Origin of the sequence: Methylocystis sp. Sn-Cys (assembly GCF_016745395.1) — a bacterium.
Lineage (GTDB): Bacteria > Pseudomonadota > Alphaproteobacteria > Rhizobiales > Beijerinckiaceae > Methylocystis > Methylocystis iwaonis.
Window position 1 is genome coordinate 324,797 of the sequence record NZ_JAERVJ010000004.1, and the last position, 14,851, is coordinate 339,647.

General features: G+C 64.9%; 15 protein-coding genes. 8 read left to right on the forward strand and 7 right to left on the reverse strand.

Annotated elements, in window-relative coordinates:
• The 6 genes from JJT62_RS10955 to JJT62_RS10980 all read left to right on the forward strand — a co-directional run bounded on the left by JJT62_RS10955 (position 1) and on the right by JJT62_RS10980 (position 8,200).
• The gene (locus JJT62_RS10955; RefSeq protein ID WP_202072785.1) at positions 1-1,248 is read left to right on the forward strand and encodes an AI-2E family transporter; all 1,248 of its coding nucleotides are present in this window, start codon (positions 1-3) and stop codon (positions 1,246-1,248) included.
• 6 nt (positions 1,249-1,254) lie between these two features.
• Entirely contained in the window at positions 1,255-1,941 is a 687-nt protein-coding gene (locus tag JJT62_RS10960; protein WP_202072786.1) for a hypothetical protein, read from the forward strand.
• Between the two features lie 286 nt (positions 1,942-2,227).
• A complete protein-coding gene (locus JJT62_RS10965) occupies positions 2,228-4,462 on the forward strand; it encodes an RNA degradosome polyphosphate kinase (RefSeq protein WP_202072787.1) in 2,235 nt (744 codons plus the stop codon).
• Positions 4,455-5,987 (forward strand): exopolyphosphatase, encoded by a 1,533-nt coding sequence (ppx, locus tag JJT62_RS10970; protein WP_202072788.1) that lies wholly within the window; start codon positions 4,455-4,457, stop codon positions 5,985-5,987. Before JJT62_RS10965 ends, ppx begins: the two co-directional genes overlap by 8 nt.
• Before the next feature lie 432 nt (positions 5,988-6,419).
• A complete protein-coding gene (locus tag JJT62_RS10975) occupies positions 6,420-7,595 on the forward strand; it encodes a zinc-dependent alcohol dehydrogenase (RefSeq protein ID WP_202072789.1) in 1,176 nt (391 codons plus the stop codon).
• A gap of 14 nt (positions 7,596-7,609) precedes the next feature.
• Positions 7,610-8,200, forward strand: coding sequence for a hypothetical protein (locus JJT62_RS10980; protein WP_202072790.1), 591 nt, complete (start codon positions 7,610-7,612; stop codon positions 8,198-8,200).
• Positions 8,201-8,206: 6 nt separating this feature from the next.
• On the opposite strand, the gene JJT62_RS10985 is transcribed toward JJT62_RS10980, so the two are convergent.
• Both JJT62_RS10985 and JJT62_RS10990 read right to left on the reverse strand, forming a co-directional pair.
• On the reverse strand, positions 8,207-9,160 hold the full coding sequence (locus JJT62_RS10985) for a 2Fe-2S iron-sulfur cluster binding domain-containing protein (protein WP_202072791.1): 954 nt from the start codon (positions 9,158-9,160) through the stop codon (positions 8,207-8,209).
• On the reverse strand, positions 9,157-9,522 hold the full coding sequence (locus JJT62_RS10990; RefSeq protein WP_202072792.1) for a group 1 truncated hemoglobin: 366 nt from the start codon (positions 9,520-9,522) through the stop codon (positions 9,157-9,159). The genes JJT62_RS10985 and JJT62_RS10990 overlap by 4 nt, the downstream gene beginning before the upstream one ends.
• A gap of 79 nt (positions 9,523-9,601) precedes the next feature.
• Between JJT62_RS10990 and JJT62_RS10995 the strand changes: the two genes are divergently transcribed.
• Positions 9,602-10,054 carry an Rrf2 family transcriptional regulator gene (locus JJT62_RS10995; RefSeq protein WP_202072793.1) on the forward strand — a complete coding sequence of 151 codons (453 nt, stop codon included), beginning with the start codon at positions 9,602-9,604 and terminating at the stop codon, positions 10,052-10,054.
• 10 nt (positions 10,055-10,064) lie between these two features.
• On the opposite strand, the gene JJT62_RS11000 is transcribed toward JJT62_RS10995, so the two are convergent.
• From JJT62_RS11000 to JJT62_RS11015, 4 genes are all read right to left on the reverse strand, one after another.
• Positions 10,065-10,442, reverse strand: a complete 378-nt coding sequence (locus tag JJT62_RS11000) for a hypothetical protein (protein WP_246744829.1) — start codon at positions 10,440-10,442, stop codon at positions 10,065-10,067.
• A 347-nt stretch (positions 10,443-10,789) separates the two neighbouring features.
• Complete coding sequence (locus tag JJT62_RS11005) at positions 10,790-11,167, reverse strand: hypothetical protein (RefSeq protein ID WP_202072794.1); 378 nt, start codon at positions 11,165-11,167, stop codon at positions 10,790-10,792.
• A gap of 147 nt (positions 11,168-11,314) precedes the next feature.
• On the reverse strand, positions 11,315-12,529 hold the full coding sequence (gene rnd, locus JJT62_RS11010) for a ribonuclease D (RefSeq protein ID WP_202072795.1): 1,215 nt from the start codon (positions 12,527-12,529) through the stop codon (positions 11,315-11,317).
• A gap of 50 nt (positions 12,530-12,579) precedes the next feature.
• Positions 12,580-12,900 carry a YbjQ family protein gene (locus tag JJT62_RS11015; protein WP_202072796.1) on the reverse strand — a complete coding sequence of 107 codons (321 nt, stop codon included), beginning with the start codon at positions 12,898-12,900 and terminating at the stop codon, positions 12,580-12,582.
• Positions 12,901-13,049: 149 nt separating this feature from the next.
• On the opposite strand from JJT62_RS11015, the gene JJT62_RS11020 reads away from it, so the two are divergent.
• A complete protein-coding gene (locus JJT62_RS11020; protein ID WP_202072797.1) occupies positions 13,050-13,973 on the forward strand; it encodes a tetratricopeptide repeat protein in 924 nt (307 codons plus the stop codon).
• A gap of 174 nt (positions 13,974-14,147) precedes the next feature.
• Here the strand turns inward: JJT62_RS11020 and JJT62_RS11025 are convergent, their stop codons facing one another.
• Positions 14,148-14,612: a peroxiredoxin gene (locus tag JJT62_RS11025; RefSeq protein ID WP_370568523.1), complete on the reverse strand. Its 465-nt coding sequence runs from the start codon at positions 14,610-14,612 to the stop codon at positions 14,148-14,150.
• Positions 14,613-14,851 lie beyond the last annotated feature (239 nt).

Genomic DNA, 14,851 nt, shown 5'->3' on the forward strand with positions numbered 1-14,851 from the left:
ATGGCGAAGCAGACGCGGCCGGCGGCCCCTCGCGCGCAAGGCGCGCGCGCGCCCCGGAATTTGTCCTCGGCGGCAACCGCCGTCGAGGCCCCACCGACGGAGCCCGTGCAGCTTGTCGCCGTGAAATGGGCGGGCTTGAGCCTCGAACGCCAGCTCGGCCTGTGGGCGGCGACGCTTCTCGTCTTGTGCGGCGTGCTCTATCTGCTCAGTCCGGTTCTCGCGCCCTTCGTGGCGGGCACGGCGCTTGGCTATTTGCTCGATCCGATCGCCGATCGCCTGCAGCGGCTGGGGTGCTCGCGGCTGGGCGCTGCGCTGTTGCTGCTCGCAATCTTCATCGCCTTTGTGGTGACGGCGCTTGTGGTGCTGCTGCCGATTTTCACCCATCAGCTCACCGGCTTGCTTGCGGCGCTGCCCGGCTATCTGCAAACGCTGCACGGCCTCGCCACCGATTGGGGCGGACGTTTCTCCAACGAATATCTGAAGGAGTTCCTGGAGAAATACGGGCTCGCGGGCACGAGCGTCAGTCTCGACGTCGAGAAATATTTCAACGATCTCGCAGGCCAGAGCGCCGCCTACGCCGCCGATTTTCTCAAGTCGCTGCTGTGGCGCGGCTATGCGCTCATCAACGTGATCTCGCTCGTGGTCATCACGCCGGTCGTCGCCTTCTACATGCTGCTCGACTGGGACAATATGGTGAAGATCATCGACGATCTCGTCCCGCCGCGGCATCGCGAGGATGTGCGGATGTTGGCGCGCGACATCGACCGCGCGCTCGCGGGCTTCGTGCGCGGGCAGTCGCTCGTCTGCGTCTTTCTGGGTCTTTGGTACGCACTGGGCCTCTCACTGATCGGGCTGAATTTCGGCTTTCTGATCGGCGTCATCGCGGGCTTTCTGAGCTTTGTCCCTTACGTGGGCACGCTGACGGCGCTGGTCTTCTCCATCATCATCGGCGTTGTGCAGGCCTGGCCGCAGATCGATCTGCCGCTGGAGGCCATCGTCGTCGTTTCAATTGGCCTGGTCCTCGACGGCTATGTATTGTCGCCGCGGCTTGTCGGAGCCTCGGTCGGATTGCATCCGGTATGGATCATGTTCGCGTTGCTGGCGTTCGGCGCGCTCTTCGGTTTCACGGGCCTCATCGTCGCGGTGCCGACCGCGGCGGCGATCGGCGCGCTGATGCGCTTCCTCGCCCGCCGCTATCGCGCCAGCGCGCTCTACCGCGATTCCGCCCACGCGCAGGACCGGGCGTAAAGACCCATGGGCGACGGGGGACCGGCGCAACTGCCTCTGGAGCTTCCGCTCGCGCCGCGCCTCGGGCGCGAAGACTTCCTTGCTGCGCCGTCGAATGAGGCGGCGCTCGCCATGGTCGAGCGCTGGCCCGATTGGCCGGATCGCATTCTGACGCTCATCGGCCCGCCCGGCAGCGGCAAGAGCCACCTCCTTGCGATTTGGGCCGAGCGCGCCTCGGCGCTACGCGCGCAAGGCGGGGCGCTGCCCTCTCTGGAGGCGCTCGTCGCCGCCGCCCCGCAGGCGATCGCCATCGACGAGATCGACCGCATCACCGACGAGACGGCGCTTTTTCATTTGCTGAATTTCGCCGTCGAGCACCGGGTTTTCGTGCTGATGGCGGCGCGGCGCGCGCCGACGGCCGCCGAGGTGCGATTGCCGGACCTGCTGTCGCGGCTGCGCCGGGCGCCGATGGCGCAGATCGGCGCGCCCGACGACGATCTGATGCGCGCGGTGCTGGAAAAGCTGTTCCGCGACCGCCAGCTTCTCGTCGAGCCGCCGGCGCTGGCCTACGCCGCGCTGCGTCTCGAACGCTCGCTCGACTCGGCGCGGGCTTTCGTCGCCGCGTTGGATCGCGAAGCGCTGGCCCAGCGCCGGCCTGTCACACGCGCGCTTGCTGCTCAGGTTATGGAGGCCTTCGCAGAGAGAGATGAGTGAGTCGCTGTTGGGCGAATGCTGGGCGTGAGCTTTTCCCTCCCCTTTACGGGGAGGGTGGCGCGCGAAGCGCGACGGGTGGGGTAAAGCCTCATCGACCGTCATTGCGGCGCGAACCCCACCCGGCGGCCTCTGGCCGCCGACCTCCCCGTAAAGGGGAGGTATTTTCGGGGCTCAGAGCGCGAGATTGCCAATTCAATTCTCTCCGCACCGGCCGCCCATGCGGCGCTTTCGCCCTGCCGCCGGCGGCGCGATTGTGGCATAAGACAGAAAAGATCAGGAAAGCGGCATGACAGCCAATATGCGAGAGACGAGCGAGCGGGCCTCCACGGCCATCGAGGCCGCGACGATCGAAGTGATGGACCGGGCCGACGAGATTCTGGAACGCCCGGAAGAACTCGCCCTCTCGCCGCGACGCTTCATCAATCGCGAGCTTTCATGGTTGGAATTCAACCGCCGCGTTCTGGAAGAGGCCTCCAACAAGAGCCATCCGCTGCTCGAACAGGTGCGCTTCCTGTCCATCTCCGCAAATAATCTCGACGAATTCTTCATGGTCCGCGTCGCGGGCCTGCGCAGCCAGATTCGCTCCGGCCTCACCGCCGTCTCGCAGGACGGGCTGAGCCCTTCCGAGCAGCTCGCCAAGATCAACGAGCGCGCGGTGCTGCTGACGAATGAGCAACTGCGGCGCTGGCGCGAGCTGCGTCGCGAGATCGAGGAAGTCGGCATCGTCATCGTCGAGCCCGCCGACGTTTCCAAAGCCGACCGTGAATGGCTGGAAGACTATTTCCTCAGCCGCATCTTCCCCGTGCTGACCCCGCTCGCCGTCGATCCGGCGCATCCTTTCCCCTTCATTCCCAATCTCGGCTTCACTCTGGCGCTGGAGCTAGTGCGGCCGGGCGACCGCAAGACATTGCAGGCGCTGGTGCGTCTGCCGCCGAAGATCGAGCGATTCGTGCGTCTGCCCAACCAGGGCGGCGCGCGTGCGCGTTTCATGCAGCTCGAAGCGCTGATCGGTATGAACGCGCAACGGCTTTTCCCCGGCTATCTGCCGCGCGGGCAGGGGCTCTTCCGCGTCATTCGCGACAGCGACCTCGAAGTCGAGGAAGAGGCGGAGGATCTGGTCCTCTTCTTCGAGACCGCGCTGAAGCGCCGGCGCAGAGGTTCGGTGATTCGTCTCGAAGTCGCCGCCGACATGCCCGAGTCGCTGCGCGCCCTCGTCGCCGACGAGCTGGACGTGCAGGAGGGCGAGACCTTCGAGATCGACGGCATGCTGGCGCTGAACGATCTCTCCGAGCTTGTCGCGCTCGACAGGCCGGATTTGAAGTTCAAGCCCTATAATCCGCGCTTTCCGGAGCGGGTGCGCGACAATGGCGGGGATTGCTTCCTCGCCATCAAGCAGAAGGACCTCGCGGTCCATCATCCCTATGAGTCCTTCGACGTCGTCATCCAATTTCTGCAGCAGGCGGCGCGCGACCCTAACGTCATCGCCATCAAGCAGACGCTCTACCGCACCTCGAACAACAGCCCGATCGTGCGCGCGCTCGCCGAGGCGGCGGAGGCCGGCAAATCCGTCACGGCGCTGGTGGAACTAAAGGCGCGCTTCGACGAGGAGGCCAATATCCGCTGGGCGCGCGATCTGGAGCGCGCCGGCGCGCAAGTGGTCTTCGGCTTCATCGAGCTGAAGACGCATGGCAAGCTGTCGATGGTTGTGCGGCGCGAGGGCGCCGGGCTTGCCACTTACTGCCATATCGGCACGGGCAATTATCATCCGGTGACGGCGCGTATTTATACGGACATCTCGGTCTTCACCGCCGATCCGGTGATCGGCCGCGACGTCTCGCGCATCTTCAATTACATCACCGGCTATGCGGAGCCCGCCGGGCTCGAGCGCATGGCGGTCTCGCCGATCTCGCTCAAGAAACGTCTGCTCGAACATATCGAGCAGGAGGTCGAGTTCGTGAAAGCCGGAAAGTCCGGCGCGATCTGGCTGAAATGCAACGCCCTCGTCGATCCCGAGATCATCGACGCGCTCTATATGGCCTCCAAGGCTGGCGTCTCGATCGATTGCGTGGTGCGCGGCATTTGCTGCCTGCGGCCGGGCGTCCCGGGCCTGTCGGAGAATATCCGCGTGAAATCGATCGTCGGGCGCTTTCTCGAACATGCGCGCGTCTACGCTTTCGGCGGGGGCCATCCGCTGCCGCACCCGCGCGCGCATGTCTATATCTCCTCGGCCGATCTCATGCCGCGCAACCTCGACCGCCGCGTCGAGGTTCTCCTGCCCATCACCAATCCGACGGTGCATCAGCAATTGCTCGATCAGATCATGCTCGCCAATCTCATGGACAATGAGCAGAGCTACCGCGTGCTCCCCGACGGCTCGTCGCAGCGCATCTGCCCGGGGGAGGGCGAGGAGCACTTCAATGCGCATCAATATTTCATGACCCATCCGAGTCTCTCGGGCCGCGGCAAATCGCTCAAAGATTGGCGCCCGCGTTCGCTTCTGAAGCGCAAGCAAGATGTTTAAGGGCATTCTTCGGCCGCAGCGCATCGCGCAGCCGGCGCCAAGCTCCACGCGGCCTGTCGCCATCGTCGACATCGGTTCCAACTCGGTTCGTCTTGTGTCCTATCAGGGGCTCGCGCGCGCGCCGACGCCGATCTTCAACGAAAAGGCCATGTGTGGCCTCGGCAAGGGCGTTGTCACCACCGGACGGCTGCCGGAGGAGGGCGTCGAGAAAGCGCTGAAGGCGTTGCGCCGCTATCGCGCCCTCTGCGAGACGATGGGTGTGCTGGACATAGAGGTCATCGCCACGGCGGCGGCCCGCGACGCCGAGAACGGCCCGGCCTTTATCGCTGCGGCGCGCGATGTGATCGGCCGCGAAATCTCGCTGCTGTCGGGCAAGCGCGAGGCCGAGCTGTCGGCGCTCGGCGTCGTGTCGTCGGTGCATGAGCCGGACGGCGTCGTCGGTGATCTCGGCGGCGGCTCGCTGGAGCTGATCGACGTGACGGGCGACCAACTGGGCAAGGGCGTCACTCTGCCGCTCGGCGGCCTCGCTCTGATGGACGCCTCCCGCCGCAATCCGCGCGACGCGACGCGGATCGCCCGCAAGGCGATCGCCGAGGCGAAGCCTCTGGAGCATCTCAAGGGCCGCGCCTTCTATGCGGTCGGCGGCACCTGGCGCTCGCTCGCCAAGCTCCATATGCGCCAGCGAAACTATCCGCTGGGCGTCATGCACAACTACCGCATCCAAACCAGCGAGGCGTCGGATTTCGCCGCGCTGGTGGAGCATGTCGACAGCACGGCGATCGAGGACATCAACATCGTCTCCGCTGCGCGCCGGCCGCTTCTCGCCTATGGCGCGATCGTGCTCGACGAAATCATTCGCCGCGCCAAGCCGCGCGAGATCGTCATCTCGGCGGCGGGCGTGCGCGAGGGGATGTTGTTCGAGCGGCTCTCCGAGGCCGAGCGCAAGATCGATCCGCTGATTTCGGCGTCGCGCGAGCTGGAGACGCTGTTTGCGCGCGCGCCGGGCTATGGCGACGAGCTGATCGTCTGGACCGACGCGCTGATGGCCTCGAGCGACATAGACGAAACGCCGGAGGAGAAGCGCCTGCGCCACGCCGCCTGCCTTCTCTCCGACATCGCCTGGCGCGCTCACCCGGAGTATCGCGCGCAGCGCGCCATGAACATCGTCACGCACGGCCCCTTCGTGTCGGTCGATCATCCGGGCCGCGCCTATCTCTCGCTTGCGATCGTGATGCGTCACGAGGGAACGGAAGCAGGGGAGGGCATCGGCGCCGTGCGCAGCCTGCTGACGACCCGCCTTTTCGTGCGCGCCCGCGTGCTCGGCGCGGCGATGCGGGCGGCCTATCTGCTGTCGGCTTCGATGCCGGGCGTCCTGCCGCGCACGAAGATTCTCATTCGCAAGGATGCGCTCGTTCTGACGCTTCCGCGCGACTTCGCCGATCTCGCAAGCGACCGCGTGCTCAGCCGGCTGAAAACGCTTGGCCGGCTCGCCGGAGTCGATGCCCAGATCGAGATCGAGGCCTAGCCCGCCAAACCTCGCAGGCGGCCTCGTCCTTCGAGACGCGAGCTTCGCTCGCTCCTTCAGGATGAGGCCTAAGTATACGGCGTAAATTGCAGAAGCCCCTCATGCTGAGGAGGCTGCGCAGCAGCCGTCTCGAAGCGCGAGGGGCGTCAACGCCACCTTGTCATCGGTTCGCTGTCATTCCCGACGCTCGCGCAGCGAGCGATCGGGAATCCAGAGCAGAACCGGCGCTTTTGCGGCTCTGGATTCCCGGTCGGGCTTTCAGCCCGCCGGGAATGACATTCCCCAATGCGAGCTGTTCAAGCGGAAATCGCGTCAGCATCGCCAAGCGTTGTTCCGCGCATCGCTCGCGGCGGAACCAAGGCTCGCCCCAGCCGTTCCGGAAGCTGCGTACGCCCGTGCGAGGCTGCGCCGCTGGAATGGGGAGAGCGCCGCATGAGAGCCCTCGTTTGGCACGGCAAGGAAGACATTCGCTGCGACAGCGTTTCCGACCCCGAGATCGAGGACCCGCGCGACGCGATCGTGAAGGTCACGAGTTGCGCCATATGCGGCTCCGACCTCCATCTCTTCCATAATTTCATCCCGGCGATGCTCCCAGGCGACATCATGGGGCACGAGATGATGGGCGAGGTGGTCGAGGTCGGCTCGGGCATGAACGGCAGCCTCAAGAAAGGCGATCGCATCGTCGTGCCTTTCACCATCATTTGCGGCGAATGCGAGCAGTGTAAGCGGGGCAACTATTCGGTCTGCGAGACGACGAACCGCAACAAGCCGCTCGCCGACAAGTTTTACGGCCACGCCACGGCGGGCCTCTTCGGCTACACCCATCTGACGGGCGGCTATCCGGGCGGGCAGGCGGAATATGTCCGCGTGCCTTTCGCCGATAAAACGCACATAAAAGTGCCGGAAGGGCTCAGCGACGAGCAGGTTTTATTCCTCGGCGACATTCTCCCCACCGGCTGGCAGGCCGCCGTTCAATGCGACATCGAGCCGAGCGACACGGTTGCGATCTGGGGATGTGGTCCGGTTGGGCAGATGGCGATCCGCAGCGCGATACTACTGGGCGCGAAGCAGGTCGTCGCCATCGACTATCTGCCGGAACGTCTGGAAATGGCGGAGGCCGGCGGCGCGGTCACGATCAACTTCGAAGACGAGAGCGTCATCGAGCGCCTGCAGGAGCTTACCGACGGTAGGGGCCCGGAGAAATGCATCGACGCCGTCGGTCTCGAAAGCCATGTCGGCTGGTCGCAGCCCGACACGCTGGTCGATCGCGCCAAGCAAATGGTTGGGCTCGAAAACGACCGCCCGCATGTGCTCCGGGAGATGATCTATGTCTGCCGCCCGGCTGGTGTGATCTCCATCCCCGGCGTCTATAGCGGGCTGATCGATAAGATTCCGATGGGCCTCGCGATGAATAAGGGCCTCACCATCCGCACTGGCCAGACCCATGTGAACCGCTGGACCGACGATCTCTTGCGCCGCATCGAGGAAGGCCAGATCGATCCGTCCTTCGTCGTCACCCACACCGCCTCGCTCGATGAGGGGCCCGATATGTATAAGCTGTTCCGCAACAAGCAGGACAGTTGCATCAAAGTCGTTTTGACGCCTTGAGAGGGGAGGCGGTTATGACCTTCGTCGCAAATCTCTCGAACATCGTGCGGTCCAAGGGCGATCCAAGGGTTCTCAGCACCGGCCCGAGTTCACTCTCGGGGTCGGACCGTCTCGCGCGCGCGCTCGGCTGGTTCAGCATCGGCCTTGGAGTCGGCGAGCTGTTGGCGCCCCGGATGTTGACGCGGATGATGGGCGTGCGGGGCAAGGAGACGCTGTTGCGCGCCTATGGCGCACGCGAGATCGGCGCGGGGATGATGTCCTTGTCCCCTGACAAGGGCGCCGGCCTGCAAAGCCGGGTCGCGGGAGACGTGCTCGACATTGTGACCTTGATGGCGCTCAAGCCGCGCAGTTCGAAGCAAGGCAATCTGGGTCTCGCCATGTCCGCAGTCCTGGGCGTCACCCTATTGGATATCGTCGGGGCGATGTGGGTGAAGAGCGACGAGAGCCGAAGCTATGGCGCACAGCGCTCCTACCGCGATCGCAGCGGCTATCCGCAAGGCGTCGCGAAATCCCGCGGCGCCGCGCGCGATTTCCTGAAGCCGCCGGAGGCGCGCGCCGCGCCGATGGCCAACGCGGCGCCTCGTGCGGGCGCTCGGCCGTGGTGAGGGCGTCTAACCCGCCGGCGTGAAGGCGTCCGACCGGATCGCTTTCATGCTCGCGCCCGCCATGAAGAGATCGCGCTTGAGCCGCTTCACGAGGTTCTCGCCGCCGCACAGGAAAAAGGCAGTATCCGCCGCGCGCGAGGATTCGGCCGCGAGCGCCAGCGCCGCCACATCGCCGCCCGTGTCCAAGGTCGCGGGGATGTAAGCGAAATCACGGGCGCGCGCGAACGCCTGGAGTTCGTCCGTCAAATAGAGCCCCTTGCTATCCCGGGCGCCATGGTAAAGCCGGATCGGCCCGCGATGGCCTTGCCGCAGCGCGTCGCGCAGCACGCCATAAAGCGGCGCGAGGCCCGTCCCCGCGCCGATGAGCGTCAACGGCTGATCCGCGGCGACGCCCTCGTAAAAGCACGTCCCGCGCGGGCCGGCGATGTGGAGCCTATCGCCCGCGCGAAGGTCGGCGGAGAGACGCCGGCTCATGCGGCCGTTCGGATGCAGGCGGACATGCATTTCGAGGAACGGGTCTTCCTCCGGGCAGCTCGCGAGCGAATAATGGCGGCTGAGGCCGGGCTCGGCGATCAGCTCCAGAAATTGCCCGGGCCGGTAGGCGAAATTCGCCGTCTCGATGCGCAGTCGAACGACGTCTTCCGAGAGCGGCTCGATCGCGCGGATCGTCGCCTCCTGCGGCGCGCCGGCGTCGTCTGGCGGGACGATCTTCAAAGGAGTGGTCGGGCGGCAGATGCAGGGCAGGAAGAAGCCCAGCGCCTTTTGCGCCTCTGTCAGGCCCCGTTGCGATTCTTCCGGCGGCGCGCCCTCGATCGCGCGCAGCATGCAGCATTGGCACTGGCCGGCGCGGCAGGAATGCGGCGTCTCGACGCCGGCCCGCAGCAGCGCCTCGAGGACAGTCTCGCCCGGCGACAAAGCCACCGGGCGATCCTGGAATGAAAGAGACGGGGCGCCCGTCACCGGCAGAGCACGTCGTCGCGTACGGAATTGGCGATGGCGGCGACCTCCCTAACTTCCTTTTCGGGGACGCCGAGCGTTCGCAGCGTGCTGTCCAAATTCTCGATCACGGCGTCGACATGGGAATCGTTGAGGCCCTTGGCGACGAGGCGCTTGTGAGCGTTGCGCATGTCGAGGCCCGTGTAGCTATTGGGGCCGCCGAAGGCCATTGTCAGAAAGGACTTCTGCTTGGCGATCTGATTTTCCATATCCACGCCGTCGAAAAAGCGCGCGATGCGCCCATCGGCGAGAACCTTGCGATAGAAGAGTTCGACAGCGGCGTTGACGGCTGCTTCGCCGCCGAGACGTTCGTAGAGGCTGGACATCGGGTTTCCCTCCCTAAAGAAGTATTTTTGATGCTTCTTTTTGTAGGCGGGATTCTCGAACCTTGCAATGGGACCACAGATGCGGCTGACAACGCACAGCGACCTTTCCTTCAAGACACTGATTTTCTTGGCAGTTGCGGGAGAGGATGGCGCCACGATCGCGCAAATTGCGTCCGCTTTCGGCGCCTCCGAGCACCATCTTCGTAAGGTGGCGCTGGAGCTCGTTCGCTTAAATCTGGTGACGGCGACTCGCGGCCGAAGCGGCGGGCTGCGCCTCGCCGCTTCGCCGGCTGAACTCACGATCGGGGGGCTGTTGCGCCAGTTCGAGAGCGATTTCGCCGATGCGCACTGTCTGGGCGCGGCGCAGAATGGCTGCGTCATTTTCGGTCTCTGCGGCCTGCAGCGCGTCTTCAACGAATCTCTGGGCGCGCTCTTTTCCGTGCTCGACCGCTATACTCTGGAGGATGTCGTGAAATCCTCCCCGGGCGTCGCGGCCAAGCTCGGAATCGAGGCCGCGCCGCCGCCAGTGTGAGTGTGGCGGATCAGCGCTCAGGCGAGAGCGCGACCCGATCGACGCGGATGACGTTCATCGCCTCGGCGCCGTAGAGGCAGGTGAAGCGCGAGGATTTGCCGTCGGCGTCGTCCACATAGGCCGCGCGGCCCGGCTCCACGGTGAGCTGCACGCGGGTCGGCGCGCCGCCCTTGGTCTCCATCTCTCGGTCCGCAATCATCATGGTCAGACGGCAGGCGCCATTGGCCGGCTGGAAATAGCTCACGACATGGGCGCCGCCGGCGTCCAGACTGGCCGCCATCAGCGGCTTCATCTTGGTCTCCGACCAGGCGTCCGCCGCCGACACGGGCGTCGCAGCCGCCAGGGCCAGAACGCCGCCGAGCGTCAGTGCGATATTCCGTGTTTTCATGATCTATTCCTTTCTTCTATGAACCAGAGCAGCGAAGGGCTAGGCTCGACCTCTCCAAAACGCGGACGACAATGTGTCAAACCCGCTGTCTCCTTCGCTGAGGCAAAGGTATCACTGCGCCGCAGCATTTCAATACCGCATTGCAATAAAAATCGCATATTGCTTTGTTCTATAATGTGATCGCAAAGTGGCGACAATGGCGCAGCTTCCGGGTCGGGTGCCTCCCATGCGGGCAAATCAGGATTATGCTCAAGAAATGCAAAAGCCCCATAGAGACAAGCGTGTGTGGGTCTTTATGATAGAGAAAATCTATTGATCTGCTTAGAATTTGCCCTACCGAAACCGCCTCATTCGACGCTCCCGGCCCCTGAAAGGCCGTCGTTATTCCAGACGCGCATCCGCTGCGCCCCATTGTCGCAGGAAAAGGAGAGGCTGGATTCGGGGGCGGATTGGAGACGCGCAACGCCACCGCCGCTCACGATCATCTCGACATGGGAGACGCTTGCCTGCTGCGAGTCGCCCGCGCCGAGGATGGTCAGAACCAACGCGCATTGGTTCCCGCGATCGACAAAATAGCCGGCGACATGCTGGCCGCCGAGGTCGAGGCTAAGGGCCTCCCGAGGAGATAAGGTCAGAGCCGCAAGCGCTTCCGCCCGGGTGAGCGTGGCGGACGCGGCCAGCCCGGCGCCGGCGAGCGCCATAATGCGAAGGTTTCCCTGCTTCACGGCGCTTCCCTCCAGTGCTGGCGACAGAGCGCACGGCCCAGACGCGACCAAGCACGGCGCGCGCCGAAAGCGCACGGCCGACTTCGGTCAGACGCCGAGAGGCTTGCCCCGGCGCGCAATGGCTAGTTAGGGCGAGAGGCTGGGATGTCAGCCCGAGGCGGAAGCTTCTTCGCGCGTCTCAGCCGAGGCTTCCGCCTGCGCGGGGGCTTCGCCGGCGTCCTGCCAATCGAAGGTGACGACCCTGCCGTTCTCGATGGCGAGCGCGAGTCGGCCGCTTTTCAGCTCCAGCGCCTTCTCGCCGAAAATGGCCCGCCGCCAGCCCTTCAGCGCCTGCACGTCGGCGCGGTCGTCAGCGGCGATCGCCTCGAGGTCTTCGACCGTGGCGATCATTTTAGCGGCGACGCCGGTCTGCTCCGTCACCTGGCGCAGCAGAACCTTGAGCAGCTCAACGGTCGCGCCGTTCGAGCCGCGCCGCTCGCGCTCGATGCGCGGAACGCTCGCAGGATCGCGGGCGAGGCCGCGTTCGACGGCGGCGACGATGTCGGCGCCGGCGCGCGAACGCTCCATCCCCTTGGGGAAGGAGCGCAGATTGGCGAGCGCCTCGGGGCTGCGCGGGGCCGATTGCGCGATCTCGATGAGCATGTCGTCCTTGAGGACGCGCGAGCGCGGCACGTCGCGGCTCTGCGCCTCGGACTCGCGCCAGGCGGCGAGCTCCATCAGCACCGCGAGATCGCGCGGCTTGCGGGCGCGGTGACGCAGACGCTCCCAGGCGTTCTCGGGATGCTGCTCATAGGTCGCGGGGGAGGTGAGCGTTTGCATCTCGTCGGCGAGCCAGTCGAGCCGGTTCGAGCGTTCGAGCCGGGCCCGCAGCGAGAGGTAGATGTCGCGCAGATGGGTGACGTCGGCGATCGCATATTCGATCTGCGCGGCCGAGAGCGGCCGGCGCGACCAATCGGTGAAGCGCGAGGATTTGTCGAGATTGGCCCGGGTGATCGCCTTGACGAGCTCGAGGTAGGAGGCCTGCTCGCCGAAGCCGCAGACCATGGCGGCGACCTGGGTGTCGAAGAGCGGCGCCGGAATGAGGCGCGCGAGCCGCCAGATAATCTCGAGGTCCTGCCGCGCGGCATGGAACACTTTGACGACCTCGGGGTTCGCCATCAACTCGAAGAAGGGCGAGAGGTCGACGCTGTCGGCAAGCGCGTCGATGGCGACGGCCTCCTCGGGCGAAGCGATTTGGATGACGCAGACTTTCGGCCAGAAGGTCGTCTCGCGCAGAAACTCTGTGTCGACAGTCACGAAGGGGTGACGCGAAAAGCGGTCGCAGACGGCTGCGAGTTCGTCGGTAGTGGTTAGAAGGCTCATCGAGCGCCAGTTTACTCAGTTTCGCTGGAAGGAAGAAGCATTTTCGCGGTTTATGCGCGTTCGACGATCACAGCCGTGCCATAGGCGAGGACCTCGGTCACGCCGTCCATGATTTCATTGGCGTCGTAGCGCATCCCAACGATGGCGTTGGCGCCCGCGTCGGCCGCATGCGCGCACATATGGTCGAAGGCCTCCTGCCGGGTTGCTTCCGCCAGATTCACATAGACGGAAAGCTTGCCGCCGAAAATAGTCTGGATGCCCCCGAAGAAATTTCCGACCACCGAACGCGAGCGCACGGTGACGCCGCGGACGAGCCCGAGATGCCGGACGATGCGATAGCCTGCGATGTCATTGGTCGTCGAAACGATCATTACTCCTCCGGCGGCAAAATTCGATTCGAAATCGTCGCTAGCCTAGCCGCCCGCGCGATTAGCGCAAACAGCCGAGATTTGCTGGTTGCAGAAGGCCACCAGTGCGGTAGGATTAAGCACACTCTAGACCGACGGAGCCAATCCGGGACATGTTTTCTTATTCTTTCAGCGCCGCGCGCGCCGCGGCGGCCTTCGCGCTTGCCGCCGGCCTTCTGACAGGCTCCCAAGCGTTTGCGGCTCCGCCCGCGCTAAATCCGGGCTGGAAGCTCTGTAAGTCGACCAATCCCGACGAGCGCATCGCGGGCTGCACGCAGGTCATCGCCGAGATCGCCAAGGAACCGAAGAAAAATCAGCTTGCCGCCTATGTGAACCGCGCCGGCGCCTATCAGGCGAAGGGCGATTATGCCCATGCGATCGAAGACTATGGCAAGGCGCTGGAGGTCGAGGCTTCCGCCGTCGTCCTGTTCGCGCGCGGCGCCGCGGAGCACGCAAAGGGCGACCTCGACGCGGCCATCGCCGATTATGGCAAAGCCATCGAGAAGGACAAGAAAAACGCCGCCGCCTTCATGGCCCGCGCGTCCGCCTGGCGCGTGAAAGGGGAGGCGGAAAAGGCGCTTGCCGACATCGAAGAAGCGCTCAAGCTCGACAAAAAATCCCCGGCCCCGCTCGCGGCGCGCGCCAATTACTATCATGCCAAGGGCGACCACGACCACGCGATCGCCGATTATTCCGAGGCGCTGAAACGCGATCCCAAGCTCGTCGCCGCTCTGATCGGGCGCGGCGGCTGCTATTACGCGAAGGCCGAATACGACAAAGCGCTCGCCGATTTCGACGCGGCTGTGAAAGCCGACGCCAGGAACGCCGTTGCCCTCCTCGACCGCGCCAACGCCTGGCGCGCCAAGAAGGAGTTCGAACGCGCCAAGGCCGATTATGACGCGGCGCTGGCGGTGAAGCCGGACCTCGCCGCGGCGAAGAAGGGCTCGGACGATGTAGCGAAAATCCTCGCCAGGAAGGCCGCCGGCGCCGCGCCGGCCGACGCCGCGCCGGCGGGCGCGGAGCATGAGCATAACTGACGATCTAGCCGGAAGCGTCGTTTCCGGCTGACCCCCTCCCTGTCCCTCCCCCGCTTCGCGGGAGAGGGGACGCTCACGATCGACATTGCTGATGAAGGCCGCCATCTGCTCCCTCTCCCGCGAAGCGGGGGAGGGTTGGGGAGGGGGCCCTTAGGTCGTCGATCTGCGAGGGGGCTACAGCCCCTGCGCCGCCGCCAGCACCGCCTCGGCGTGGCCCGGCACTTTCACCTTGCGCCAGATTTTCGCGATCTTGCCATCCGCGCCGATGAGGAAGGTCGAGCGTTCGACGCCCATATATTTCCGGCCGTACATGCTCTTTTCGACCCACACGCCATAGGCGGAGAGCGTCTCCTTGGTCTCGTCGGCGGCGAGCGGGAAGGCGAGCTCATATTTGGTGCGGAATTTGTCGTGGCTTTTGGCCGAATCTGGCGACATCCCGACAATACTCGCGCCGGCCTTGGCGAATTTGTCGCGCAGCGCATTGAACTCGATCGCCTCCTTGGTGCAGCCGGAGGTGTCGTCCTTGGGATAGAAGTAAAGAACGATCTTCTTGCCCGACAGCGCCGCGAGCGACAGCGTCTCGCCGCCGGCGCCGGGCAGCGTGAAGGCGGGCGCCGAATCGCCTTCTTTTAGTAGGATAAGAGAGGCCGCCGGAGCCGGGGCCGTCTTCGGCGCCGGCGCCTCCTTGGCGGGCTTTGCAGCCGTCGCTTTGGGGGTTGTGGCCTTCTCCGCCGGCTTTTTCTCTGTGGATTTAGCCGCCGCAGGTTTCGTCGTCGACGCTTTCGTCGCCATTGCGCCTTCCTTTCGTCGCAAGCGCATTTAGAATCCGGTTTGACAATGCAGAGACGGCGCCGGTCGGGCAAGTGCGCATCTCGAGG

Bases quoted from the DNA above. Each gene is read 5' to 3' on its own strand.
- JJT62_RS10955 (WP_202072785.1), top strand. From the start codon at position 1: ATGGCGAAGCAGACGCGGCCGGCGGCCCCTCGCGCGCAAGGCGCGCGC.
- JJT62_RS10960 (WP_202072786.1), top strand. From the start codon at position 1,255: ATGGGCGACGGGGGACCGGCGCAACTGCCTCTGGAGCTTCCGCTCGCG.
- JJT62_RS10965 (WP_202072787.1), top strand. From the start codon at position 2,228: ATGACAGCCAATATGCGAGAGACGAGCGAGCGGGCCTCCACGGCCATC.
- ppx (WP_202072788.1), top strand. From the start codon at position 4,455: ATGTTTAAGGGCATTCTTCGGCCGCAGCGCATCGCGCAGCCGGCGCCA.
- JJT62_RS10975 (WP_202072789.1), top strand. From the start codon at position 6,420: ATGAGAGCCCTCGTTTGGCACGGCAAGGAAGACATTCGCTGCGACAGC.
- JJT62_RS10980 (WP_202072790.1), top strand. From the start codon at position 7,610: ATGACCTTCGTCGCAAATCTCTCGAACATCGTGCGGTCCAAGGGCGAT.
- JJT62_RS10990 (WP_202072792.1), bottom strand. From the start codon at position 9,522: ATGTCCAGCCTCTACGAACGTCTCGGCGGCGAAGCAGCCGTCAACGCC.
- JJT62_RS10995 (WP_202072793.1), top strand. From the start codon at position 9,602: ATGCGGCTGACAACGCACAGCGACCTTTCCTTCAAGACACTGATTTTC.
- JJT62_RS11000 (WP_246744829.1), bottom strand. From the start codon at position 10,442: ATGAAAACACGGAATATCGCACTGACGCTCGGCGGCGTTCTGGCCCTG.
- rnd (WP_202072795.1), bottom strand. From the start codon at position 12,529: ATGAGCCTTCTAACCACTACCGACGAACTCGCAGCCGTCTGCGACCGC.
- JJT62_RS11015 (WP_202072796.1), bottom strand. From the start codon at position 12,900: ATGATCGTTTCGACGACCAATGACATCGCAGGCTATCGCATCGTCCGG.
- JJT62_RS11020 (WP_202072797.1), top strand. From the start codon at position 13,050: ATGTTTTCTTATTCTTTCAGCGCCGCGCGCGCCGCGGCGGCCTTCGCG.